Origin of the sequence: Flagellimonas sp. HMM57 (genome assembly GCF_021390175.1) — a bacterium.
In the GTDB taxonomy this organism is placed as follows: Bacteria; Bacteroidota; Bacteroidia; order Flavobacteriales; family Flavobacteriaceae; genus Flagellimonas.
Window position 1 is genome coordinate 2,148,610 of the sequence record NZ_CP090004.1, and the last position, 20,958, is coordinate 2,169,567.

Sequence of the window (20,958 nt, forward strand, 5' to 3'; positions counted from 1 at the left end):
GTAAAAGCGTACTTTAGGAAAGCGTGCTAGGCGGATGAAAATTAAAGGTGCAGTATAGGTAGGTATAGGAATTCTGATAATCAAAGTGATTTTGATTTGGAATTATAGGTGCCTTATTGGAATTAAAGAACAACAAATCAACAAAACCTATTGGGTATTCTTCTAAAGCAATTTTTGGAAGGCCTTGTTTTTTTTCATCGTTTTGCTCAGAAAGTCGTTGCATTAAATAGCACTTTCCATTACATTGAAGCTCTACTTTGTCTTTGTTTACGCAAAGAAATTCAGCAATATAATCTTCATAGATAATGTACTCCAACATTGGACCAACGGGACGGACCATTGCTACAAGATAGAGGAGTACAAACCAATAAATGATCGCTTGTTTCACTTTTGCTGTTCAGGCAGTGCTAAATTAAAGGATAAAAGATAAAAAAGTCTTAAATAAGCTGCACTTTTGCAGCTTATTTTTAAACTGTGGGAGAACAAAATCGTAAGTGGGTTTATCTTATCGTACTTTCCATAATTTGGGGTACGTCGTATATATTGATAAAGAAAGGATTGGAAGGGTTTAACCCAATTCAATTGGGAGCAATTCGTATAGTTATGGCCGCTCTTTTTCTTTTCATAATAGGATTTAAATCCATAAAGACCATTTCTAGAAAAGAATGGCCATGGGTTGGGGTTTCGGGTATTATAGGGAGTTTTGTGCCTATGTTTTTATTTGCTTTTGCAGAAACGGAAATTGACAGCGGTATTGCCTCTATCTTAAACTCGTTAGTTCCACTTTTTACACTGTTCATAGGACTGTTTATTTTTGGTGTAAAATTTACCCAAAATCAATTTATAGGAGTTGCCGTAGGTTTGATAGGAGCGGCACTTCTCATTTTTTTTGGCACCGAAATAAACCCTGACCAAAACTATTGGTATGCAGGATTGGTCGTTGTAGCCACTATTTGTTATGCGTGCAATGCAAACATCATTAAAAGTAAATTGCAGGATGTATCGCCTATGGGAATTGCAGTAGGTAACTTTTTGGTCATTTTTATTCCCGGACTTTGTATTCTGATCTTTTCAGGTTTTTTAAAGAAAGAGGTGGTTTCTGGCCCTTATTTTCTAAGTTCTCTGGGGTATATTATTTTGCTATGTATTTTGGGCACTTGTGTTGCAAAGGTCATGTTCAATAAGCTGGTTAAAATTTCTTCTGCGGTCTTTTCCGTGTCCGTTACTTATTTGATTCCGATAGTAGGTGTCTTTTGGGGTATCGTCGATGGAGAAAAATTTGCGTTTAGGCAATTGCTTGCAGCTGTGGTAATTTTGATAGGGGTTTATATCGTAAACAAAAAAAAGACGCCACAAAGGACGTCTTCTCTTAAAAATTAAGTGTAATCTTATTCAAAATCCGAAGCGGAAACCCCCTCGTTTACTTTGATTTCCTTTACAATAAACTCAAAATTTTGAGGCCCCATGGTCTGGGATAGCTTGAATGGAAATTTAATGCCAGATACTTCTTTGTAGTCACTATATTCTAGCGTATTCATCATTTGCTGTCCTTGTACCTCTTCTGTATTCACTTCCTGAAGTTTTAAGCCAGTTTCCATATCATAAAAAGAAGATTTTTTATCCGTTATCTTAAGCTTGTACGCTTTTTTCCCACTTACCGGCTCCACACCTTCCAAAGTTATGTTTCCAGCAGACAAATAATTAAGCTCTGGAAAGGCAGCGGATTCTTCTTTAATTCTGGTAACTTCTTCGGGAGAAAGGTCTTTTCTCTGACCTTGGGCTACCATATAGCCTTTGTCTCCATCGAGAACTTGTTTTTGCATGGAATTGCCCATCACTTTTACGTCTTGCATAAACTGGTCCTTGGTGGTTTTCTTCATTTCAAGTTCCAACTTCATTCCTTGCATTTCTGCTTCTGCGAGCATTGCGTATGAGCTAACACCTTCCAATTTCTCTTTTCCACCTATGGCCGCTATATATTTTTCTAAGATAGCTTCTACGGTGATCCCTTCTGGAACATCAGCTTCATAATCTGGTTTCTCCGTTTTGGTCGCATATACATCATAAAATAGAGTGGGAACGGCTTTGCCTTTGAATTCTACCTTTTCAAGATTTTCCAAAACTTCGCTTCCTTTTCCGGTAACTACTATTCTTGTGTTATCTGTAGAAAGATGTTTTTGTGCCGCTTTTTGCACATCGGCAATGGTGACTGCTTCAATCCTTTCTAAATATGTTTTGTAGAAATCTTTTGGTAAATCCTCAGTTTCTATATTTAATGCATAATTGGCAATAGTTTCTGGTTTTTCTAAAGCCATGACGAAACTTCCTGCGTATTTTGCTTTGGCATTTGCAAGTTCTTCATTGGTAACGGGCTCATTTACTATTTTGTCTATTTCTTCTAAAATTTGGACTACTGAGCTATCTGTTACGGCATTCCGTACTTGTGCAAATGCGGAGAATCGCATTACGCTGTATTTGTTGTCCCTTATGGACGAATACGAACCATATGTATAGCCTTTGTCTTCCCTAAGATTTTTGAACAACCTTGCTTGCGAACCTCCTCCAAGGATTCTATTGGCCAAAAGGGCATCAAGATAATCCTCATCCTTCATTTTTAGATTCGTAATGTTTTGAACGGATACTTCGGATTGTACCGCATTGGGCATATCCACAAAATTTATCTGGGTATATTGCGCATCGGTAGGTTTTGTGTAACTAAAGGATGGTGGGGTAGCTTTGGACCATGGCGTAAAATAGGTAGTTACTAGCTCCTTTACCTTATCAAGTTCCACATCCCCTAAAACGACCAAATAGGCATTTGCAGGCACAAAATTATTACGGTAGTACTGTTCTACATCTTGTAATGATACATTGTTTACGGTTTCCTCTGTGGTCATTTCGCCATAAGGATGATTTTTGCCATAGGCCAAGGCTAATTGTACTCTATTCGCAATTGCAGAAACGTCTTTTTCTTCAGATTTTATTCCTGTGATAAGCTTATCTTTCTCTTTATCAAACTCCTCTTGTGTAAAGTTTGGGTTCAAGGCGGCATCGGCCATAAGCTCCAAAATTCTTGGGAAATATTTAGAAAGACAGCTTGCAAAGGCACTTTGGTCGCCAATGTTAATGTTTGCTCCCAAGAAATCCACTTCTTCATAAAAATCGTCTTTAGGAATGGATTTTGACCCTTTACCTAGCAAGCTAGCGGTCAAGTCCGAAACCCCGGCTTTGTCACCCTGTAGAATAGGGGGGTTGTCCAAAGTCAGTTGTATGGAAACCCGTGGGAGTTTATGATTCTCTACGACCATGACCTTAAGACCGTTGTTAAGATCAAAACGAACAGGTTCTTTTAAGTTGATTTTTGGTGCAGGACCCGGTTTTGGTTGTTTGGACCTATCTATTTGTGCGTACGATACTGTCATGAAAAAGGACAGTAAAGAAAAAATGATATACTTTTTCATCTTAATTAGCTTCTTTTTGTTCTGGCAAATATTCTAACTCCACCCTTTGGTTTACCTTTAAGTACTTTTTGGCAACTTCCATAATTTCCTCTCTTGTAATGGAGCGGTAAATATCTATTTCTGTATTGATGAGATTAGTATCGTCTCTTAACATGTAGTTTTCTGCTAGAGAATTGGCAATGCCTTCAATACTGCTATTGGCATTTACGAACCTATTTTCAAATTTATTCTGAAGTTTTTGATAGTCTCTTTCTGAAATCAACTCCATTTGTACTTTCAAAATTTCTTCATCTATTTCGTTTTTAAGATCTTGGATTGAATTCTCTCCTACAGGCAGTGCACCTACTACATAAGAACTATAATCCTCAGCAGTGATTGGCACGGAAAATATCTGAAGTGCCATTTTCTTCTCATCAACCAATTTTTTATAGAGCTTGGAACTTTCTCCATCACTTAAATACGTTGATATCATGTCAATGACATAAGCATCCCTTTCGGCTTGCCCTGGAGTCCTGTATGCGAGCAAAATAGCTGGAATCTGAATATTTGGGTCGTAATATTTAGCCTGTTTAGTTGTGGTTATAGGATCTTCAACAATAGTATTTCTCTTTATTTCCGCTCCCTTGGGAATTGGACCAAAATAATCGGAAATCATTTTTTTGGTCTTTTCCTTTTCAATATCCCCAGCTACCACTAGCACTGCATTGTTTGGAACATAGTAGATTTTATTGAAGTTTTTAAAATCGTCTAACGTTGCACTTGCTATGTGTTCCAAGGAACCGATTACGCCCCACCTGTAAGGATGTTTGGTATATAAATTTTTGAGGAGCACTTCAAAAAAGGCGCCGTAGGGAGAGTTATCGACCCTAAGTCTTCGTTCTTCTTGCACTACTTCCTTTTGCGTATCCACCCCAATTTGTTCTATAACGGGATGAAGTAGTCTTTCGGATTCTAACCAAAGTCCTGTTTCTAGGCTATTGGATGGAAAAGTTTCATAATAGTAGGTACGGTCAAGAAAGGTGTTTGCATTTCCGCTACCGCCGTTTGATGAAACTATTTTGTCCCATTCCCCACGCTTAATATTCTTGGTCCCTTCGAAAAGAAGGTGCTCAAAAAAATGGGCAAATCCTGTTTTCTGAGGATCTTCATCTTTGGATCCTACATGGTACATTACTGCTGTGGTTACTACGGGAGCAGAATTATCTTGATGTAGAATAACATGTAAGCCGTTGTCAAGTTTGTACTCTTCAAAGCTGACTTCTTGCGCTACAAGAAAATTACCCACAACAAGCACAAAAAGTGTTGATAGTAAATGTCTTTTCATAATATGGTCTTTGTGTTTATGTATTAATAGTGTTAGTGTGAAATCTATACTGAATGTTACACTAAAATAGATTGAAATTTAAAGGATATATGGAATACCAAACAAGTCTTTAACAAGAAATTTAGTATAATTCATGAACAATCAGTAAATTATACATCCACCAAAAAATATTAAAATGAAAAATTTAACCCTGCCAATTCGTTTTGGAATAGTTACGAGCGCAAGTTTGATAGCGTATTTTTTAATATTATCCTTGTTGGGAAAACATACCAATGTTTTTTATAGTCTCTTTAATGGATTTATTACTGGCTTTGGGATTTATGAAACCATTAAATATACAAAGTTGAGGTTGGGAAAAGATTTCTCGTACGGAAAAGGCTTTACCGCGGGTATAACTACAGGCTTTATCGCTACACTATTGTTTACCATTTTTTTTGCATTGTATTCCACAGAGCTGAATCCTGAATTTCTCAATGAGCTTTCAGCGGTATGGGCAAAAGATTATGCCAATTTCGAAGGTATTGTTTTCTTTACTGTTGCCATAATGGGATTTGCCACGGCCTTGGTTTTGACGCTCTCTTTCATGCAACTTTTCAAAACCTCCAATAATCCTAAAAAATAATCAGTCAAATAAGGGAATATTACTTGTAGATTAAGGATTTAGCAGTATATTTGCACCCGCTAATTTTGATAAAGCGCAAATAATTTAATCTAATTAACGCATTATGTACGCAATTGTAGAGATGGCAGGGCAGCAGTTTAAAGTTGCAAAAGACCAGAAAGTGTACGTTCACCGTTTGCAAACAGAAGAAGGTAAAAAAGTCACTTTTGACAAGGTACTTCTTTTGGACGATGCAGGTGACGTAACCATTGGCGCCCCGGTCATAGAAGGTGCGGCTGTTGAGGCCAAGGTAGTAAAACACCTTAAAGGAGATAAAGTAATCGTCTTTAAAAAGAAAAGACGTAAAGGATACCGTGTAAAAAACGGACACAGACAGTCTTTAACAGAGATTGTAGTAGAGAACATTGTGGCCAAAGGTGCTAAAAAAGCTGCCCCTGCAAAAGCAAAAGCAGAAAAACCAGCTGCTGAGCCAAAGAAAGCTAAAGAAACCAAGGTGGAAGCCCCAAAAAAGGAAGCTCCCAAGAAGACTGAGGATTTGAGTGCTAAAACGGTAGCTGAATTGAAAGAAATGGCCAAGGCTAAAGGAATCTCTGGAATTTCTTCCATGAAGAAAGCAGAGTTGATAGAAGCCTTAACAAAATAAGATAAGAACTAAAAAATAAATATCCATGGCACATAAGAAAGGTGTAGGTAGTTCAAAAAACGGTAGAGAATCAGAATCGAAACGATTAGGAGTCAAGATTTTTGGTGGACAAGCTGCCGTTGCTGGTAACATCATTGTTAGACAACGTGGTACCAAGCACAATCCGGGTGAAAACGTATATTTAGGTAAAGATCATACACTGCATGCACGAGTAGACGGTATTGTAAAATTTCAGAAAAAAGCCGGTGGAAAATCTTTTGTTTCCATTGAGCCATTCGAAGCTTAATAAAAAGTTTTAATACGATACAAACCTCGCTATTTAGCGAGGTTTTTTATTTTGTGCCACTCTACATTATGGCACATAACCCATTTTTAAAGGTTTCATAACCTAAAGGTGATATTCCTCAGTTAGGAAATAGCTTTACTTAGCCCTCAAGCACATCTAGTTCTAAAATGGGTAGAAACTTCAAATCCTTTAACAATACTATATTAGTTTTGTTTTTTGTTCATCTTGCTGGTTATGGCCAACAAAGTGAAGTTGACTTTTCTATAGAGAGAAAATCAGATTCAGTTTTTCTTCATTTACAGCAGCGGTTAGAAGAATCAAAACTTAACCGAGTATCATCTCGAACAATAGCCCAAGATTATTTAGTACTGGGGGAGTACTACCATACGTTAAGGCTTTCTTCAGAAGCCATTGGTCAATTTAACCAAGCGTTGCAAATTATAGGTACTGATTCTAACCATAAACTTTACATCTTATTGAATAACAGCATTGGAAAAGTATACCTATCGCTGAACAATTTTGAACTGGCAGAACAGTATTTTACGGATACTATGAAAGTTTCCTCGGAATTGGGCTTTCAAAATGAACAAGCTGAATCCAAAAGTTTATTGGGCGCTTGTTATGAAAAAAATGGACAGTATGATAAAGCACTACAATATCAAGAGGAGAGCTTGTTGTTGTTTGAAGCACTGAACGATAAAGATGGAGTTGCCATGACCAATGAAAATATTGGAAGTATCTATGAAGATTTAGAAAAATTTGACTTGGCGTACCAATATTTTTCTAAAGCCTATGATTACTTGCGAGATAGCGATTCGGACAAAGAAATCAATGTGCTCAACAACTTGGGCGATGTATACAGAAAAACCGGGAATTACGAGTCTGCCCTTGCTCAAACATATAAAGCTTTGAATCTGGCAATCCGACTAAATAACCGCCATCAAAGGGAAAGCGCACATAATGATTTATCCAAGACCTATGCACTTATGGGGGATTTTGAACAAGCTCATGCACAACTTAAAGAAACTGATAGAATCAATAATGATATCTTAAAAGATCGGAATACCGACCAACTACATATGTTCCAGACGATTTATGAGACCAATAAAAAAGAAGCACAGATACAATTATTGAAGGAACAGAACAAGGTAAGTACGGCCAAACAGAACTTGCTTTGGGTAGCTCTATTTGCAATTGCTGCAATCCTCACTATTCTTTATAGTTATTTGGGAAGAAAACGAAAAGCCAAGATTAAGATCCAGGAATATAAACAGCGAATGTTGAAGGCAGAGTTGGATAAAAAAGAAATTCAGGAGCAAAACCTGCAGCGCGAAGTTCAATTAAAGGCGGCATCCCTATCCAGATATAGTCTTCACCTTTCCCAAAAGAATAAAATATTATTGGATTTATCAAACACACTCAGAAACATAGTTTCTCGGCAAAACATGAACACCCATGGAAAAATAAAACAGCTGGTAAAGGAGATAGACATCAATCTAAAACAAGAAAATGAATGGGATGAGTTTATGAACTTCTTTAAGGAGATACATCCGGAATTCATTAAAAAGCTTTCTTCTTTGTCCCAAAGCAACTTGTCGCCGGCAGAGCTTCGACTGGGAATGTTGTTGCGCCTTAATCTTTCATCAAAAGAAATAGCGACTATTTTAAGGGTGACCCCAGATAGTGTTAGGGTTGCAAGATATCGATTGCGTAAAAAACTACCCATTGACCAAAAAGAAGAATTGGTAAATTTTATGATCGAACTTTAAGTTAGTTTCCATCTGTTCTTTACAAAATGTTAGTACAATGTAAACAAACTGTAATTGTTGCCTTCTTGTTTATGTTGAAATAGAGTTTTGTTTTCTTTTTGTTTTCCTTTAGTTTAAATTATAATGAGTTGATATACATAGATTTGAGTCGGAATTTAACTGATAAGTATATGAAACTGATTAACCTTAAAACACTATCATTTGTAACGCTCTTTATGGTTTTGGCGCTTGCTAAAAGTCAAGCTCAAACAGGAAATGTTCAAGGAACGATCTCTGATGAAAATGGAATCTATGTTCCTGGGGCAAACGTGATGATTTCGGAACTTTCACAAGGGGTCATTACCGATTTTAACGGTAAATTTACGCTAGTAGGAATCCCAGAGGGGAGCTATATATTAGATATTAGCTTTTTAGGATACGAGTCCATTGAACAGGAGGTAACGGTATCGGCCAATGAAACAACATCTGTTACGTTGACCATGCGCCCTAAAAGTCTTGAACTTAACGAAGTTCAGGTTACGGCCTATGGACTTAGCGGACAGGCAAAAGCCTTGAACAGACAAAAGACCAATATGAAGATTTCGAATGTGGTCTCTACGGATCAAATAGGAAAATTTCCGGATGCCAATATTGGTGATGCTGTGAAAAGGATTCCGGGGATCACCATTCAAGTAGATCAGGGAGAGGCACGAAACATTATCGTAAGAGGTCTTTCCCCGCAGTTGAACTCGGTCACTTTGAATGGGAGTAGAATTCCTTCTGCGGAAGGGGATAACCGAAATATTCAAATGGATTTGATTCCTTCGGATATGATTCAGACCATTGAAGTGAGCAAGGCGGTTACACCAGATATGGAGGCCGATGCATTGGGTGGTTCCGTTAACTTGGTGACACGGACATCACCACAAGGATTCAGGGTTGCCGCAACTTTAGGTTCAGGGGTAAATTTCATCACAAATAAAAGAATCTGGAACGGCTCTTTCCTAATTGGCGACAGAACCAAAAATGATAAGTTTGGATGGATGGTCGCCGCATCTATTAATGACAACGATTTTGGTTCTGATAATGTTGAGGCAGAATGGTCCGACGAGGCTGAAAGCCCCTTGACCGAAGAAGATATTGAAATAGATCCCTATGTGGCGGAATCGGACATACGAACTTATTTGGTTCAAAGAGTACGCCGTAGTTTCTCTGCCAATTTTGACTATAAGTTTGATGCGAACAACAGTATTTTTCTTAAGACCATGTATAACTGGCGGGATGATCGTGAAAACAGATATAGATTACGGTTTAATGATATTGAACCTGTATTTGCGGATGGAACAGAAAACGTTATAGGATTCGAAGGCGCCTTGAGCCGACAGACCAAAGGTGGTATCCCAGGTGGTCGTATCCAAAACACCCGTCTCGAAGACCAACGAATGCAAAACTACAGCTTGGGAGGTGACCATCTCTTTGGAAAATTAAAAGTTAACTGGATGGTTTCTTATGCATCGGCTTCTGAAGACAGACCCAACGAGCGGTATGCGCAATACGAACAAGAAGACGCCATAGCTATTTCTGCTGATTTAATGAACCCAAGATACCCTTCGTTCAGACCGGCAAACGCAGCTGATGGAGCGTTGTCTACATTCCTTTTTGATGAAATCACCGAGGAAAACCAATTCACTGAAGAAGAGGACATGAATGCCTTCATCAACTTTGAACTACCAGCCGACTTTTTTGGTCAAGGTAATGGAATGATTAAGTTTGGGGGCCTCGCACGATTGAAGGATAAAGTACGCGACAATAACTTTTTTGAGTTTACACCCCTGACAGGTGGATTTGATAGCTTAGCCGATGTAGAAACTGTAAATCAAACGGACCCTGACTTTTTAGCAGGAAGTCAATATGCTGCGGGAAGCTACTTTTCACCGGCACTTTTGGGAAGTCTTGATCTTTTTGATACTGCAGCTTTTGATGGTTCCCCGGTTCCTGATGAATTTCTAAGAGCTAATTTTGATGTTCAGGAAGATGTTTTTGCGGGGTATCTTATGGCCAACCAAAAGGTATCGGATAAGTTGAGCGTACTTGCTGGGTTACGAGTTGAAAATACCAGTATTACTGCAAAGGGAAATCGAATTCTAGATGAAGAAGACTTGATCGGCGAGGTTACGGATGAAAGTTCGTATACCAATATACTTCCAGGCGTGCACTTTAAATATAATTTCTCCGACCGAACCATTTTGCGTTTAGCTTGGACCAATACGTTGGCCAGGCCCAATTATGTTGATTTGGTTCCTACTCTGGATATTGTCAATGAAGACGAAGAGATTTTTCTTGGCAACTCAGAACTGGACCCGACCACATCCATGAACTTTGATGTAATGGCAGAACACTATTTTACATCTGTAGGTTTGGTGTCTGGAGGTGTGTTCTACAAAAGTATCGATAACTTCATTTATACTTCTGTTTTTGAAGCACAGGATAATAGCTTGGGAGAAAATACTGAAGGCTATAACATCTTTCAACCTCAAAATGGAGATGCTGCATCGATCACTGGATTGGAAGTTTCTTTTCAACGTCAATTGGACTTCTTGCCAGGGTTTGCAAAAAACTTCAATATTTTCTTGAACTATACCCATATTACTTCAAACGCTGAAGGTATTCGCAACGAAGATGGAGATGAGCGGGATGATATCGACCTCCCCAACACTTCACCCAATATGTTCAATGGTTCTTTGGCCTATTCGGGTAAACGAATGAACCTACGCTTGTCTGCCAATTTTTCCGATGCTTATATTGATGAAATTGGAGGTAGACCTTTTGAAGATCGTTTTTATGACAAGCAATTTTTCCTTGATTTCAATGCAATCTATGCCATCAATAGAAATCTAAGTGTTTATTTGGACCTCAATAATATTGTCAACCAACCGCTGCGTTATTACCAAGGGGTTACCAATCGAACACAACAAGTAGAATTTTACGATAGAAGACTGACCTTTGGGTTAAAATACGATTTGTTCAAGAAAAAATAATCTATTCAAATTGGCCTAAAATCCAATTTTAAAATTGGATTTTAGGCTACTTTTATCCTATTCCAATGAAAAACAAATATATATATCTCATATTAATTTTGGTTTTGGCAGCATGTAACCAAAGCAAACTACCGGCAATAACACCAGATATAATTACCCAAAACACACTTAATGACACGGATGACCCAGCAATTTGGATAAATCCAGAGGATGCCTCAAAAAGTATTGTTTTTGGAACCGATAAAGAAACCAATGGTGCTATTTATGCTTTTGATTTGGATGGAAAAATCATAGAGGATAAAACGATCAGAAATATTCAACGACCCAACAATGTGGATGTTGAGTATGGTTTTCAATTAAATGATTCTGTTTCGGTCGATATTTTAGTCTTTACAGAACGTGAAAAGCAGCAAATCAGACTTTTTTCCGTGCCTGATATGGAACCTTTGGATGATGGAGGCTTTCCTGTTTTTGAAGATGAAAGCGCATATGACCAAAAACTTCCTATGGGAATTGGACTCTACAAATCTTCAATGGATAGTCTCATTTATGCCATTGTGGGTAGGAAGACAGGTCCAAGTGAAAATTATTTATACCAATATAAGTTTACCGCGGATAGTACAGGAGTACAATCCAATTTAGTAAGAAAGTTTGGTAAGTTTAGCGGTCAAAAGGAAATCGAGGCCATTGCGGTGGATGATGAAAGCGGGTTTGTATATTATTCTGATGAAGGCATTTGTATCCGAAAATATTACGCAGAACCATCAAAAGGCAATGAAGAAATATCATGTTTTGGTGCTGAGCATTTTTTAGAGGATATCGAAGGTATTGCCATTGCTGTCTATCCTAATGGGGAGGGCTATATTATTGTCTCTAACCAACAACAAGGCGAGTTCAATATTTTTTCAAGAAAAGAAAATGAATTCGTTAAAGCCGTAAATCTGGGTACTCATGAAACTGATGGTTGCGAAGTCGTTACTGTTCCTTTAAACGATACGTTTAAAAATGGTCTTTTCGTGGCAATGAACGATGAAAAGAACTTTTACTTTTATGACCTCGGCAAATTAATGGAAAAGTAGGTCTAAAAGTTCAATTTTCTTTTTCTAGCAGTAATCTGCCATGTATCTGTCTTTTGACCATTTTCGATTACCGATACTTCATCGTGCAGATTAATGGTAGGACAAATATGATATGGAATTCCGTATAAAACATCACCGATTTTGAGGTCCTTCCAGTTCTGTACTTTTAGAACTCCGTGCTCTTCACTTTGTGATATCAATTCATATCCGTCCAAGTTGAGGAGCTTTACCCGTTTGTCGATAGGATTTTCGGGAGCAACCGATTTATGACCCAAGTCTAATGTTATAATACCTTCGGTAGGTTTAGAAATGATACGGGTTACCAAAAGTGCAGCATAGTTAAAGTTCTGTTCTGTTAGCTTTTCACTATAGCCCCAATCCCAAAGAACGCAGGTTCCAGGACTGGTGATTCGGTCTTCATTCAATAAATGGGAGGTAAAAGAAGGTGTTCCCCCGCAAATCATTTGAATGTTCGGATACTCATTTTTTAGGCTTTGGAAGTAATCTGTTACTGCTATAAATCCGTTTTCTATTTTTTCATTGCGGCTATCGAAATCGTTATCTCGCAGATGACCGTCGTATACATGAAAACCTTCAAAATTTAACGATTTGTAACCCTTCAAAACAGTTATAAGTTTGTCCAATTCTGCTCCTATCTTGATTCCAGAACGATTCATACCATTGTTGATGTCAATATAAATATTGATTTTTAAGTCTTGCTCACTGGCTTTGAAATTGAGTAATTCCGCTGTTTCGGTAGAATCGATCAAGGTCGAGAACGTAGTTTTCGAAAAATGCGAAACCAATGAAAGAAATCGGTCTACTTTGGGTCCTACCAATTGGTGTGCAATTAAAACCGAATGTGCTTCTGCCTCAGCTGCAATCTCCGCTTCAGAAATAGTTGATGACTTAAAGTTGGAGATTCCGGCATCCAAAAGTAATTGCATCACTTTTGGCATTTTGTTGGTCTTGACGTGAGGCATCAATCTTTTGACATTACCCTTGACCAAAGCAATCATCTCTCTGATGTTGTGTTCCACATGGTTTTTAAAAATAATCACGGATGGCGAATCCACTGTATCTATATTTTGAATTTCAAACCAATTCTTTATCATTTTTTCTTTAATTTAAGAAGCAAATACTTAGTTTGCTCATTTTAAAAACAATGTAGCTATTTGTTGAGCAAATTCCAGACGTGATGAAGAAAAAGATGAAGAGTTTGTTGTAAAGGCTACAACTAATTGCTCTTCTGGAATAATGAATAAAAAAGATTTACCACCTGCACTTGAGCCACCATGAAAGATTTGTTTTTCATCATTGGAAACACGCCAACCTAATGCATAATTAGTTGATTCACCGTTTGTAGTTTTTTGTTCTTTCCACATTTTTTCCCTAGTTGAACTGTTTAGCAGTCTATGGTCAAGCAAGGCATTACCAAATTTCACTAAATCAGTGGGTGTAGATAAAATTCCTCCTCCTGGAAATTTATTGCTTAGGTCCACCTGTCGTGTATTTTTAAAACTTCCATCTTTTTCTACATTGTATGTTTTAGCTCTATCTGGTATAATCTCATCATAATAATCAAGTTCTGTATTATTCATTTGGGCTACATCAAAAATGTATTTCTTAAGTGCTTCTTCAAATGAGGTGTTGGTTAAAGATTCTATTGCACAACCAATAAGGGTATAACCATAGGTGCTGTAGAAGTGTTTTGTGCCAGATCTGGCTATTAAGGTATCATTTTTAAATATGGAAGTGGCCTCCTCAGATGAAGAGTATCTGGTTATACTGAAATATTCCTCTTCAATCTTATCAAATTTATAGTGCCGAATACCACCTTGATGTGTTAGTAATTGTTTTAAACTTATTGAAACGCCTTTATCAGGAAAGGAACGGCAATATGTTTGTATTGGGGCATCAATTTTCAATTTACCTTTTTCTAGCAAAACCATGGTTAAAACAGCGGATATGCTTTTGCTTATAGAACCAATTCTATAAACACTTTCTGGAGTAGCAGGGACTTTTAGTTCCAAATCTGCAAAACCTTGGGCACTAGCATAAATTAATTGTCCTTGTTTTGCAACTGCAATAGAAAGACTTGGCAAATTGTTTTTCTGTATTGTTTGTTTCAAAAGCTGATTTGCCTTTATTGTGTTAGAATTTTGTTGTGCTCGCAAAGCAGTTGGTACTGTTGCCGCTACCAGTAAAAGGATTAAAAATATATGAGTACTAGATAAAACTGAAGGAAAGGACTTTGAAGGTTGATTTTTTCTTGGATTGTTTTTTTTCATTGTCAAATATGCTATGGGTTTATTATTGAATTACAGTTCTATTTCTTTAAATTTATCTCAATATTAAGATATTTATCTTGATATCAAGATAAAATTTTCTTAAAAATAGGTTATCATAAAAGAACATATGAAGGAAACAGATTTATTGGACGAATTGATTATTGATTGGGAGAGAGAAAGACCAGATCTTGATGCATCAGCAATGAATGTGGTGGGAAGAATACTTTTTCTTGGTAAAAAAATTGAAAAACAAACTAGCTTGGCACTACAAGAGTATGGTATTTATTATACTGATTTGGATGTATTGGCCACTTTGCGAAGAGCTGGAGAACCTTACCAACTTTCGCCCACACAGCTAAGAAAATCGGTTTTGATTACCTCTGGCGCCATGACCGCATTGCTTGATAGATTGGAAAAAATGGAGTTGTTATATAGATTGCCTGATCCTAAAGATGGACGGGTAAGTTTGGCAGTCTTGTCTAATCAAGGAAGAAAAATCATAGATAAAGCTATAGCCGTTAGATTTAAAGCAGCGGAATCCAACTTACTTAACCTAAACAAATCAGAAAGAAAACAACTTGCCGAGCTCTTAAAGAAAATTACCGTTTCAAAATGAAAACAACATTATTGATTGTTGTTATTCTTTTTAAAATGTTCTTTACAGATTTTAAGTGGTGTTGGGGATGCACTTTTAAAAAACGTTTGGTCTGTTTGTATTGAGTAAATTAAAATAAGGATATTTAAAAGGTATATTTGGATTTAAGGTTTTTTTCATTTCCTTAATCCCCCTTCAGCTTTTTCCTTAATTTTTTCTAGCCAAACTTGATGAAGTCTTTCGAGCTTTTTGGGTTGAAATGTCTTTTCCAAAAAAGTTAGAAAACCATGTTAGGACTCCTCTGTAATCAGTTTGCAACCATTTTCAGTAGGAATAATAAGCCATGCATGATATCCTTTTATATTTTTCTTTATAGAGATCCAACTCAATCTTGTATGGGGTTCAAATTCTTGTATCGAAGATTCAAAGTCGAGCCCCATGGTTTTCCATACGAATACCGAATCTTCCTTCAAAATTCCATCTGTGGAGGTTTTTACTTTTACCTTCGATGCCCCTTCATACCAATCGGGCCAAGTTTCGGCTTACAATAAGATATCCCATACTTTTTCTGGTGGGGCTTTTATATCAATCTCATTGTGTGCAAAAAACCCGGCATCCTTTGGGTCATATTCTTTTGGCCAATTGATTTGTTCAGGGTATGGCTGGCTCATGGCCACTTTCTTTTTTGTGCTTGTACATGAGGTTAGTAAAACCAGTGAAAGTAAAACGGTAGATAGGATTGTTCTTTTCATTAGTGATATTGTTTGAATTATCCTTTAATGATATCTCGTATAATTTTTAAGTGGTGTTCCGTATGGATTTCAATGAACCGTTTGGCAGTTTTTTTCTTCAACCTTCCCAAGTAAGGGTGCGTAAAAAAGGCTTTTTCAGGAACTGAATCATAGGCATCAAGGTTAAACCTAGCTTCGTTTAAATGAATATATAAGCTGTCAGTGAGTATTGTATCCGGTGGGGTCACTATTTTTGGAGCTTCTGCCCTTCCTCTTGGAATTTTATTTATCAATAACAAAAAAGAACGACCTAGGTGAATGCTTCCCCTATACTCTTCGGGGTTCGATTTTTTAACAGCTTTGTAAATTTCATTTATCGTTCTTAGGCTATGGTCCACATGCCATGCAACCGGCACCTTGGAGACATTAGGGTCAATGCTGTCCCGGTACTTGATGTAGCTCGCGAGTTCGATTAGTTCATCTCCCAAAAACATTTTATCGTTATCTTGATTTTATATTTTAGAGCTTAAAATTATAAGTCCAGTCGCTAACAAGGGCAATACCACTATCAATATTATTTTCATTTTCACTACGCTTTGGTTTTATAGGTTATTTTGATGTTTCGTCATCCCGCTCATAACCATTTTCATGATTCGAATTTTCCCCCAACGGGGTACGGTGCGTAAACCCAAAATCAAAATTTTGGTCAATGTTCCGGGGAAAACAGTGGATTTTTTCCCAAGGGCCTTTAAAATGGGAACAGCTACATCTTCTGGTTTTAGGGCATTGCCCATCTGCATATTTGCTGTTTTGGCAAAACTACTGTTTACGGGTCCTGGAGCTGCTGCCAAGACATCTACGTTATAGGGTTTGAGTTCATGGTACAATCCTTCGCCCAAAGACTGCACATACGCTTTGGTAGCTGAATAATTAGCGGCATTTGGCACTCCTTGAAAACCTACTATAGAACTCATAAGTATGATTCCACCCTTTTTTTGCTCAGCGAATTTTCTTCCAAAGTAATGGGTAAGCATCATCAATGCTAAAGTATTTACCTGAAGCATTTGTATCTCATTGTCTAAGTTTGAATTTATGAATTCACCAGACGTTCCAAAACCTGCAGAAGCTATAAAAAGTCCAATTGGTAAATCTTCAAGTTCTTCAATAAGTTTATATATGCCCAAAGTGGTTGAAATATCTGCTACAATAACCTCGGTGATGATTTTAAAAGTAGTTTCGAGGTCATTACTCAATGCTTGTAAAGCTTCTTCATTTCTACCGCTTAGAATCACATTGAGACCAGCTTCTGCGACTGTTTTTGCCAACTCTTTTCCGATGCCTGAGGATGCTCCTGTAATTAATCCCCATGGGCCATACGTATTCAATAATTTATGTTTTGTATTATCGGAAAGTTTCATCTTTTTGAAGGTTTAAAATTGAAATTTGTACCCAAAATCGGGGAAGAAGCCTATTTGATTGACCTGATCAATTTGATTGCTCAAGCGATTGTAACGTCTTACAAATGCATTTTCATTATTGGTCACATTCTGTAAATCAACATAGAACTGGTGCGACCGCTTTTTTGTGCTGCTGTTCAAACGAATCCCAAATTTGATATCCCAACGGAAATAATCATCAAAACGCTCACTGAATGCTGAATCCTCTTGCTGTACTTCAAAACCTGCTTCTTGGGATGCTGCCAAATCAATAGGGGTAAAGTATTGTCCTCCCGAAGTCGCTAAACGAGTATCTACAAAGAGTACGTTACGGCCAGAAGCCCCGATTTTGAATTCCCTACCGGTCAAAAAGTTGACCACATAGCCATTATTAAAAGGGCTGTTTCGCTCAATACCATCACTGCCTTCATATTTGCTTTCAAAAAAGGATCCTGTTAATAAGCCGTAATACCCTTTGCTGAAGAACTTTTCCAAGGTGAACTCGATACCTCTATTAAAACCAGTACCATCATTGACCAAGGATACCCGGTCATTGTCAAAAACAAAATCGGCGCCTTCGGTTAACGAGGAATAGCTAGACGGAAAGGGTTCCACTAAAGCATTTTCAATATCTTGGTAATAGACTTCTACCTTGCCACGCCAGTTAGCTGCCAATTTTATATCGTAACCCAATACATAATGGGAACTACGGACAAAATCCAGATTGTGGTTGGTCTGTATTGCTTCGCCATTGATACTCTCATTAATAAAAAGTAATGGCAATGGGGCAGGTTGATGATGCAAACCATAACCAAAGCTTAGTGTTTGGGAACTGGAAAAATTATATTTAATTCCTGCTCGGGGTTCAAATACAAACTGCTCGTTAAGAGAACTGTACAGGTTGTGCAATCCTGCATTGAGTGTTATGCTTTCCGTTAACCGGAATCGTCCTTGCAGGTATGGTTGAACAATTGCAAATGTCTCATCAACATCTCTAACGGTAGCAAAATCTGGGTCTCCGTCTCCGTCAGTATCAGGTTGCTCCTCTCTATCTCTAAGCAAAGATTCGAGACCGAAGTTCTCCACTAAGATTCCACTACGCAGAGTCACTTTGTTGCTTAACTTACTATTAAAAAGGGTTGAAAAAGTAAGTCTGTATTCTAGGTCATCGGTATCGAAAAAAGGAATAACCCGTTCATCAGGGGTATCCTTATTAAAATAACGATCAGCATTTACCTCACTCTGCGCCAATGAGCCTCCTATAATAGTTCGTAAATAGGTGTTATTACCAAGATTGATGCGATGCTTTATGCCCAATACTCCAAAACGTGATTCAACAAAAAGGTCTTCGTCCTCTGCGGCAAACAAATCATCCTCATCGATTTCATCCCCTAGAAAGTCTATATTGGACGTTGCCAAAATGCCAAACAGGGAGAAGTTTCCCAATTTTCCTTTTCCAAAGTTTAGATTGAAGGATATATCTGCATAATTAGGAACTGCAGTAGATGCTCCACCAGCTCCGCCACCAATAAGGCCAATCAGAGAATAACGAGCAGCTAGAAGAAAAGAGCCATTGTTGTTACCCATAGGTCCCTCGGCAGTAGCTTCCAAACCTGTAAATGCTCCTGCTTGTGCAGTAAATTCATAGTTGTCCACATTTCCGCTCCTAAAACTAAGGTCAAAAACACCCCCAAGTGCATTACCATACTCTGCGGGGAATGCTGAGGTAATGAAATCGGAATTTTTTAGCATATTTGGGTTGATGGCAGAAACAGGACCGCCTGTAGTACCAAAAGCTGCAAAGTGATTGGGGTTTGGAATGGGAATTCCCTCTACCCTCCAAAGCAATCCTATTGGGGAGTTGCCCCTTACAACGATATCATTTCGGCTATCATCTGGAGTAGATACTCCGGCAAAGTTTGCTGCCAACCGACCAACATCGCTTCGCCCACCAGAAAAACGGGTTACTTCCTCAATTCCAAATTGGCGAGCAGATACTGTGGCAGACTTGTTCAAGGGTCTGTCTTTGTTGGTATCGGATGTTAGCACTACTTCGTCTAACTGATTAAAAGACTCCAATAGCGCAATGGTGAGGCTTACATCTTTTCCGGAAGTGACGATTACATTCGGAATCGTTATGCTTTCATAACCGATATAGCTTATTTGGACGGCCCGCCTTCCCAAGGGAACTTCCTTCAGAATAAAGCGACCATCAAAATCCGTAATCGTTCCAGTTGCCAATTCAACATTTAAAAGCTCAACTGTTGCGCCTTGCAGGGGCTGCTCGGATTGCTTGTCGATTACAATTCCTTTTATTACTCCGGTTTGTGCCATTCCCGCTAATCCAACGAATGCGAATAACACTAAAACAATTTTTCTCATAGTTTTTTTGTTTGATTGAGCCAAAGGTGAACGATCATTGTTTTTGCAGGAAATATGATTGGTTGGAGTGTTAGATTTACTTTTAAAATGATAAATAAGAAAGTGGATGGTATATAGATAGTGAAATGGAAATGAATACAATTCAACAACAATAATGACAATACAAGATGTAATACAACGTATGGGAGGTTAGAAAATCAATTAAAAAACGGACTTGTGTATCTTTAACATACAAATGAAAAATGTTTTAGAAAAAAGAAGAGTGTACAAGTTTTTGTTCCGATGGATGGTCGTGAACGTGGTTTTCTTACTTATAAAGGTATCCGTTGAACACGATAGAAAAGAGATTGATTCTTTTTTGGACCCAACTACGCTATTCTATTATCTGACGACCTTTATGTTCTTTATGGTTACATGGGAATTTAACGATTGGTTGATAAAAAGGGAACGAAAAAGGGCAAAGCTTAATTTTAAAAATAGCTTAAAAATATTTGCGCAGACTATGGCATTATTACTGCCTTTAAGTGCAATTGTTTATTTTTTGGCACTCTTTCCACTTCGTGAGGCAATAGGCATTGTTTGCGAAGATCCTTTTTTGGAATTCAGAAGTGATTTTTTTAGGGTGGCGCTTATAGGTTCTACGGTTGTTTTTATAAACCTTTTCTACTTTACGATGAAGCAAAAAGAAGAAATGGAAGAACAAATGGAAAATCTTAAAAGGGAAATGCTGGCTTCAAAGTATTCTTCATTAAAGACCCAAATAAGTCCACATTTTCTGTTTAATAGCTTGAATACATTAACCTCCCTCATGTATGAAGATCGGGATTTGGCCTCTGATTTCGTGACCAGACTTGCATCGAGCTATCGCTATATTTTAGAGAACAATGAAGATGATCTGGTGAGCTTAAGAAAAGAGTTGAATTTTCTGGATGCTTTTGTTTTTATGATGGAAGTTCGACATAAGAATGCAGTTTTCATTAAAACCGATATTAAGGTTTCTGCTGAAAATTATTGGATTCCCACATTGACATTACAAATGCTCATTGAAAATGCTTTAAAGCACAATTTATATTCGAAAGAAAAGCCATTGTATATCTCTATTGGTTCTATTGAAAAGAGTGCTCTGGCAATTAAGAACAATTTACGAAAGAGAACATTAAAATATGAGACGACCAAACTAGGTCTTGAAAATATAAGGAAGCGATATTCCTATTATACTAATAAGCAAGTACTTGTTAGGGAAGAGGATGATGTTTTTGAGGTAATTGTTCCACTTTTGGATAAGAATATAAAGGAAACGAATATTTTGGCCATATCGTAAT

General features: G+C 37.6%; 18 protein-coding genes. 9 read left to right on the top strand and 9 right to left on the bottom strand.

Annotated features, from left to right (window positions below):
* Nucleotides 1-13 precede the first annotated feature (13 nt).
* Entirely contained in the window at nucleotides 14-388 is a 375-nt protein-coding gene (locus tag LV716_RS09510) for a hypothetical protein (RefSeq protein WP_163417505.1), read from the bottom strand.
* Between the two features lie 86 nt (nucleotides 389-474).
* Here LV716_RS09510 and LV716_RS09515 point away from each other — a divergent pair, with 86 nt between their 5' ends.
* On the top strand, nucleotides 475-1,380 hold the full coding sequence (locus LV716_RS09515; protein ID WP_163417506.1) for a DMT family transporter: 906 nt from the start codon (nucleotides 475-477) through the stop codon (nucleotides 1,378-1,380).
* 8 nt (nucleotides 1,381-1,388) lie between these two features.
* Here the strand turns inward: LV716_RS09515 and LV716_RS09520 are convergent, their stop codons facing one another.
* Together LV716_RS09520 and LV716_RS09525 are read right to left on the bottom strand one after the other, a co-directional pair.
* Nucleotides 1,389-3,461 carry an insulinase family protein gene (locus LV716_RS09520; RefSeq protein ID WP_163417507.1) on the bottom strand — a complete coding sequence of 691 codons (2,073 nt, stop codon included), beginning with the start codon at nucleotides 3,459-3,461 and terminating at the stop codon, nucleotides 1,389-1,391.
* A gap of 1 nt (nucleotide 3,462) precedes the next feature.
* Nucleotides 3,463-4,785: a pitrilysin family protein gene (locus LV716_RS09525; RefSeq protein WP_163417508.1), complete on the bottom strand. Its 1,323-nt coding sequence runs from the start codon at nucleotides 4,783-4,785 to the stop codon at nucleotides 3,463-3,465.
* 175 nt (nucleotides 4,786-4,960) lie between these two features.
* Between LV716_RS09525 and LV716_RS09530 the strand changes: the two genes are divergently transcribed.
* From LV716_RS09530 to LV716_RS09555, 6 genes are all read left to right on the top strand, one after another.
* Nucleotides 4,961-5,407 (top strand): DUF4199 domain-containing protein, encoded by a 447-nt coding sequence (locus LV716_RS09530; RefSeq protein ID WP_163417509.1) that lies wholly within the window; start codon nucleotides 4,961-4,963, stop codon nucleotides 5,405-5,407.
* A 103-nt stretch (nucleotides 5,408-5,510) separates the two neighbouring features.
* A complete protein-coding gene (rplU, locus tag LV716_RS09535; protein WP_163417510.1) occupies nucleotides 5,511-6,050 on the top strand; it encodes a 50S ribosomal protein L21 in 540 nt (179 codons plus the stop codon).
* A 25-nt stretch (nucleotides 6,051-6,075) separates the two neighbouring features.
* Nucleotides 6,076-6,336, top strand: coding sequence for a 50S ribosomal protein L27 (rpmA, locus tag LV716_RS09540; protein ID WP_112377668.1), 261 nt, complete (start codon nucleotides 6,076-6,078; stop codon nucleotides 6,334-6,336).
* A 209-nt stretch (nucleotides 6,337-6,545) separates the two neighbouring features.
* On the top strand, nucleotides 6,546-8,105 hold the full coding sequence (locus LV716_RS09545) for a tetratricopeptide repeat protein (RefSeq protein ID WP_163417511.1): 1,560 nt from the start codon (nucleotides 6,546-6,548) through the stop codon (nucleotides 8,103-8,105).
* 170 nt (nucleotides 8,106-8,275) lie between these two features.
* Nucleotides 8,276-11,122 carry a TonB-dependent receptor gene (locus LV716_RS09550; RefSeq protein WP_205600112.1) on the top strand — a complete coding sequence of 949 codons (2,847 nt, stop codon included), beginning with the start codon at nucleotides 8,276-8,278 and terminating at the stop codon, nucleotides 11,120-11,122.
* Nucleotides 11,123-11,187: 65 nt separating this feature from the next.
* Nucleotides 11,188-12,201, top strand: coding sequence for a phytase (locus LV716_RS09555; protein ID WP_163417512.1), 1,014 nt, complete (start codon nucleotides 11,188-11,190; stop codon nucleotides 12,199-12,201).
* A gap of 2 nt (nucleotides 12,202-12,203) precedes the next feature.
* On the opposite strand, the gene LV716_RS09560 is transcribed toward LV716_RS09555, so the two are convergent.
* Both LV716_RS09560 and LV716_RS09565 read right to left on the bottom strand, forming a co-directional pair.
* The gene (locus tag LV716_RS09560) at nucleotides 12,204-13,316 is read right to left on the bottom strand and encodes a D-TA family PLP-dependent enzyme (protein WP_163417513.1); all 1,113 of its coding nucleotides are present in this window, start codon (nucleotides 13,314-13,316) and stop codon (nucleotides 12,204-12,206) included.
* Nucleotides 13,317-13,352: 36 nt separating this feature from the next.
* Nucleotides 13,353-14,492 (bottom strand): serine hydrolase, encoded by a 1,140-nt coding sequence (locus tag LV716_RS09565; protein WP_163417514.1) that lies wholly within the window; start codon nucleotides 14,490-14,492, stop codon nucleotides 13,353-13,355.
* Nucleotides 14,493-14,619: 127 nt separating this feature from the next.
* Between LV716_RS09565 and LV716_RS09570 the strand changes: the two genes are divergently transcribed.
* Entirely contained in the window at nucleotides 14,620-15,108 is a 489-nt protein-coding gene (locus LV716_RS09570; RefSeq protein ID WP_163417515.1) for a MarR family winged helix-turn-helix transcriptional regulator, read from the top strand.
* A gap of 521 nt (nucleotides 15,109-15,629) precedes the next feature.
* Here the strand turns inward: LV716_RS09570 and LV716_RS09575 are convergent.
* From LV716_RS09575 to LV716_RS09590, 4 genes are all read right to left on the bottom strand, one after another.
* On the bottom strand, nucleotides 15,630-15,839 hold the full coding sequence (locus LV716_RS09575) for a hypothetical protein (RefSeq protein ID WP_163417516.1): 210 nt from the start codon (nucleotides 15,837-15,839) through the stop codon (nucleotides 15,630-15,632).
* 17 nt (nucleotides 15,840-15,856) lie between these two features.
* The gene (locus LV716_RS09580) at nucleotides 15,857-16,312 is read right to left on the bottom strand and encodes a DUF1569 domain-containing protein (protein ID WP_163417517.1); all 456 of its coding nucleotides are present in this window, start codon (nucleotides 16,310-16,312) and stop codon (nucleotides 15,857-15,859) included.
* A 108-nt stretch (nucleotides 16,313-16,420) separates the two neighbouring features.
* Entirely contained in the window at nucleotides 16,421-17,236 is an 816-nt protein-coding gene (locus LV716_RS09585; protein WP_163417518.1) for an SDR family oxidoreductase, read from the bottom strand.
* 12 nt (nucleotides 17,237-17,248) lie between these two features.
* A complete protein-coding gene (locus tag LV716_RS09590; protein ID WP_163417519.1) occupies nucleotides 17,249-19,636 on the bottom strand; it encodes a TonB-dependent receptor in 2,388 nt (795 codons plus the stop codon).
* 235 nt (nucleotides 19,637-19,871) lie between these two features.
* On the opposite strand from LV716_RS09590, the gene LV716_RS09595 reads away from it, so the two are divergent.
* A complete protein-coding gene (locus LV716_RS09595; RefSeq protein WP_163417520.1) occupies nucleotides 19,872-20,957 on the top strand; it encodes a sensor histidine kinase in 1,086 nt (361 codons plus the stop codon).
* Nucleotide 20,958 lies beyond the last annotated feature (1 nt).

What these genes read in the sequence shown, in the direction of transcription:
- LV716_RS09520 (WP_163417507.1), bottom strand. Translation starts at nt 3,461, where the DNA reads ATGAAAAAGTATATCATTTTTTCTTTACTGTCCTTTTTCATGACAGTA.
- LV716_RS09525 (WP_163417508.1), bottom strand. Translation starts at nt 4,785, where the DNA reads ATGAAAAGACATTTACTATCAACACTTTTTGTGCTTGTTGTGGGTAAT.
- LV716_RS09530 (WP_163417509.1), top strand. Translation starts at nt 4,961, where the DNA reads ATGAAAAATTTAACCCTGCCAATTCGTTTTGGAATAGTTACGAGCGCA.
- rplU (WP_163417510.1), top strand. Translation starts at nt 5,511, where the DNA reads ATGTACGCAATTGTAGAGATGGCAGGGCAGCAGTTTAAAGTTGCAAAA.
- rpmA (WP_112377668.1), top strand. Translation starts at nt 6,076, where the DNA reads ATGGCACATAAGAAAGGTGTAGGTAGTTCAAAAAACGGTAGAGAATCA.
- LV716_RS09550 (WP_205600112.1), top strand. Translation starts at nt 8,276, where the DNA reads ATGAAACTGATTAACCTTAAAACACTATCATTTGTAACGCTCTTTATG.
- LV716_RS09555 (WP_163417512.1), top strand. Translation starts at nt 11,188, where the DNA reads ATGAAAAACAAATATATATATCTCATATTAATTTTGGTTTTGGCAGCA.
- LV716_RS09560 (WP_163417513.1), bottom strand. Translation starts at nt 13,316, where the DNA reads ATGATAAAGAATTGGTTTGAAATTCAAAATATAGATACAGTGGATTCG.
- LV716_RS09565 (WP_163417514.1), bottom strand. Translation starts at nt 14,492, where the DNA reads ATGAAAAAAAACAATCCAAGAAAAAATCAACCTTCAAAGTCCTTTCCT.
- LV716_RS09570 (WP_163417515.1), top strand. Translation starts at nt 14,620, where the DNA reads ATGAAGGAAACAGATTTATTGGACGAATTGATTATTGATTGGGAGAGA.
- LV716_RS09575 (WP_163417516.1), bottom strand. Translation starts at nt 15,839, where the DNA reads ATGAAAAGAACAATCCTATCTACCGTTTTACTTTCACTGGTTTTACTA.
- LV716_RS09580 (WP_163417517.1), bottom strand. Translation starts at nt 16,312, where the DNA reads ATGTTTTTGGGAGATGAACTAATCGAACTCGCGAGCTACATCAAGTAC.
- LV716_RS09585 (WP_163417518.1), bottom strand. Translation starts at nt 17,236, where the DNA reads ATGAAACTTTCCGATAATACAAAACATAAATTATTGAATACGTATGGC.
- LV716_RS09590 (WP_163417519.1), bottom strand. Translation starts at nt 19,636, where the DNA reads ATGAGAAAAATTGTTTTAGTGTTATTCGCATTCGTTGGATTAGCGGGA.
- LV716_RS09595 (WP_163417520.1), top strand. Translation starts at nt 19,872, where the DNA reads ATGAAAAATGTTTTAGAAAAAAGAAGAGTGTACAAGTTTTTGTTCCGA.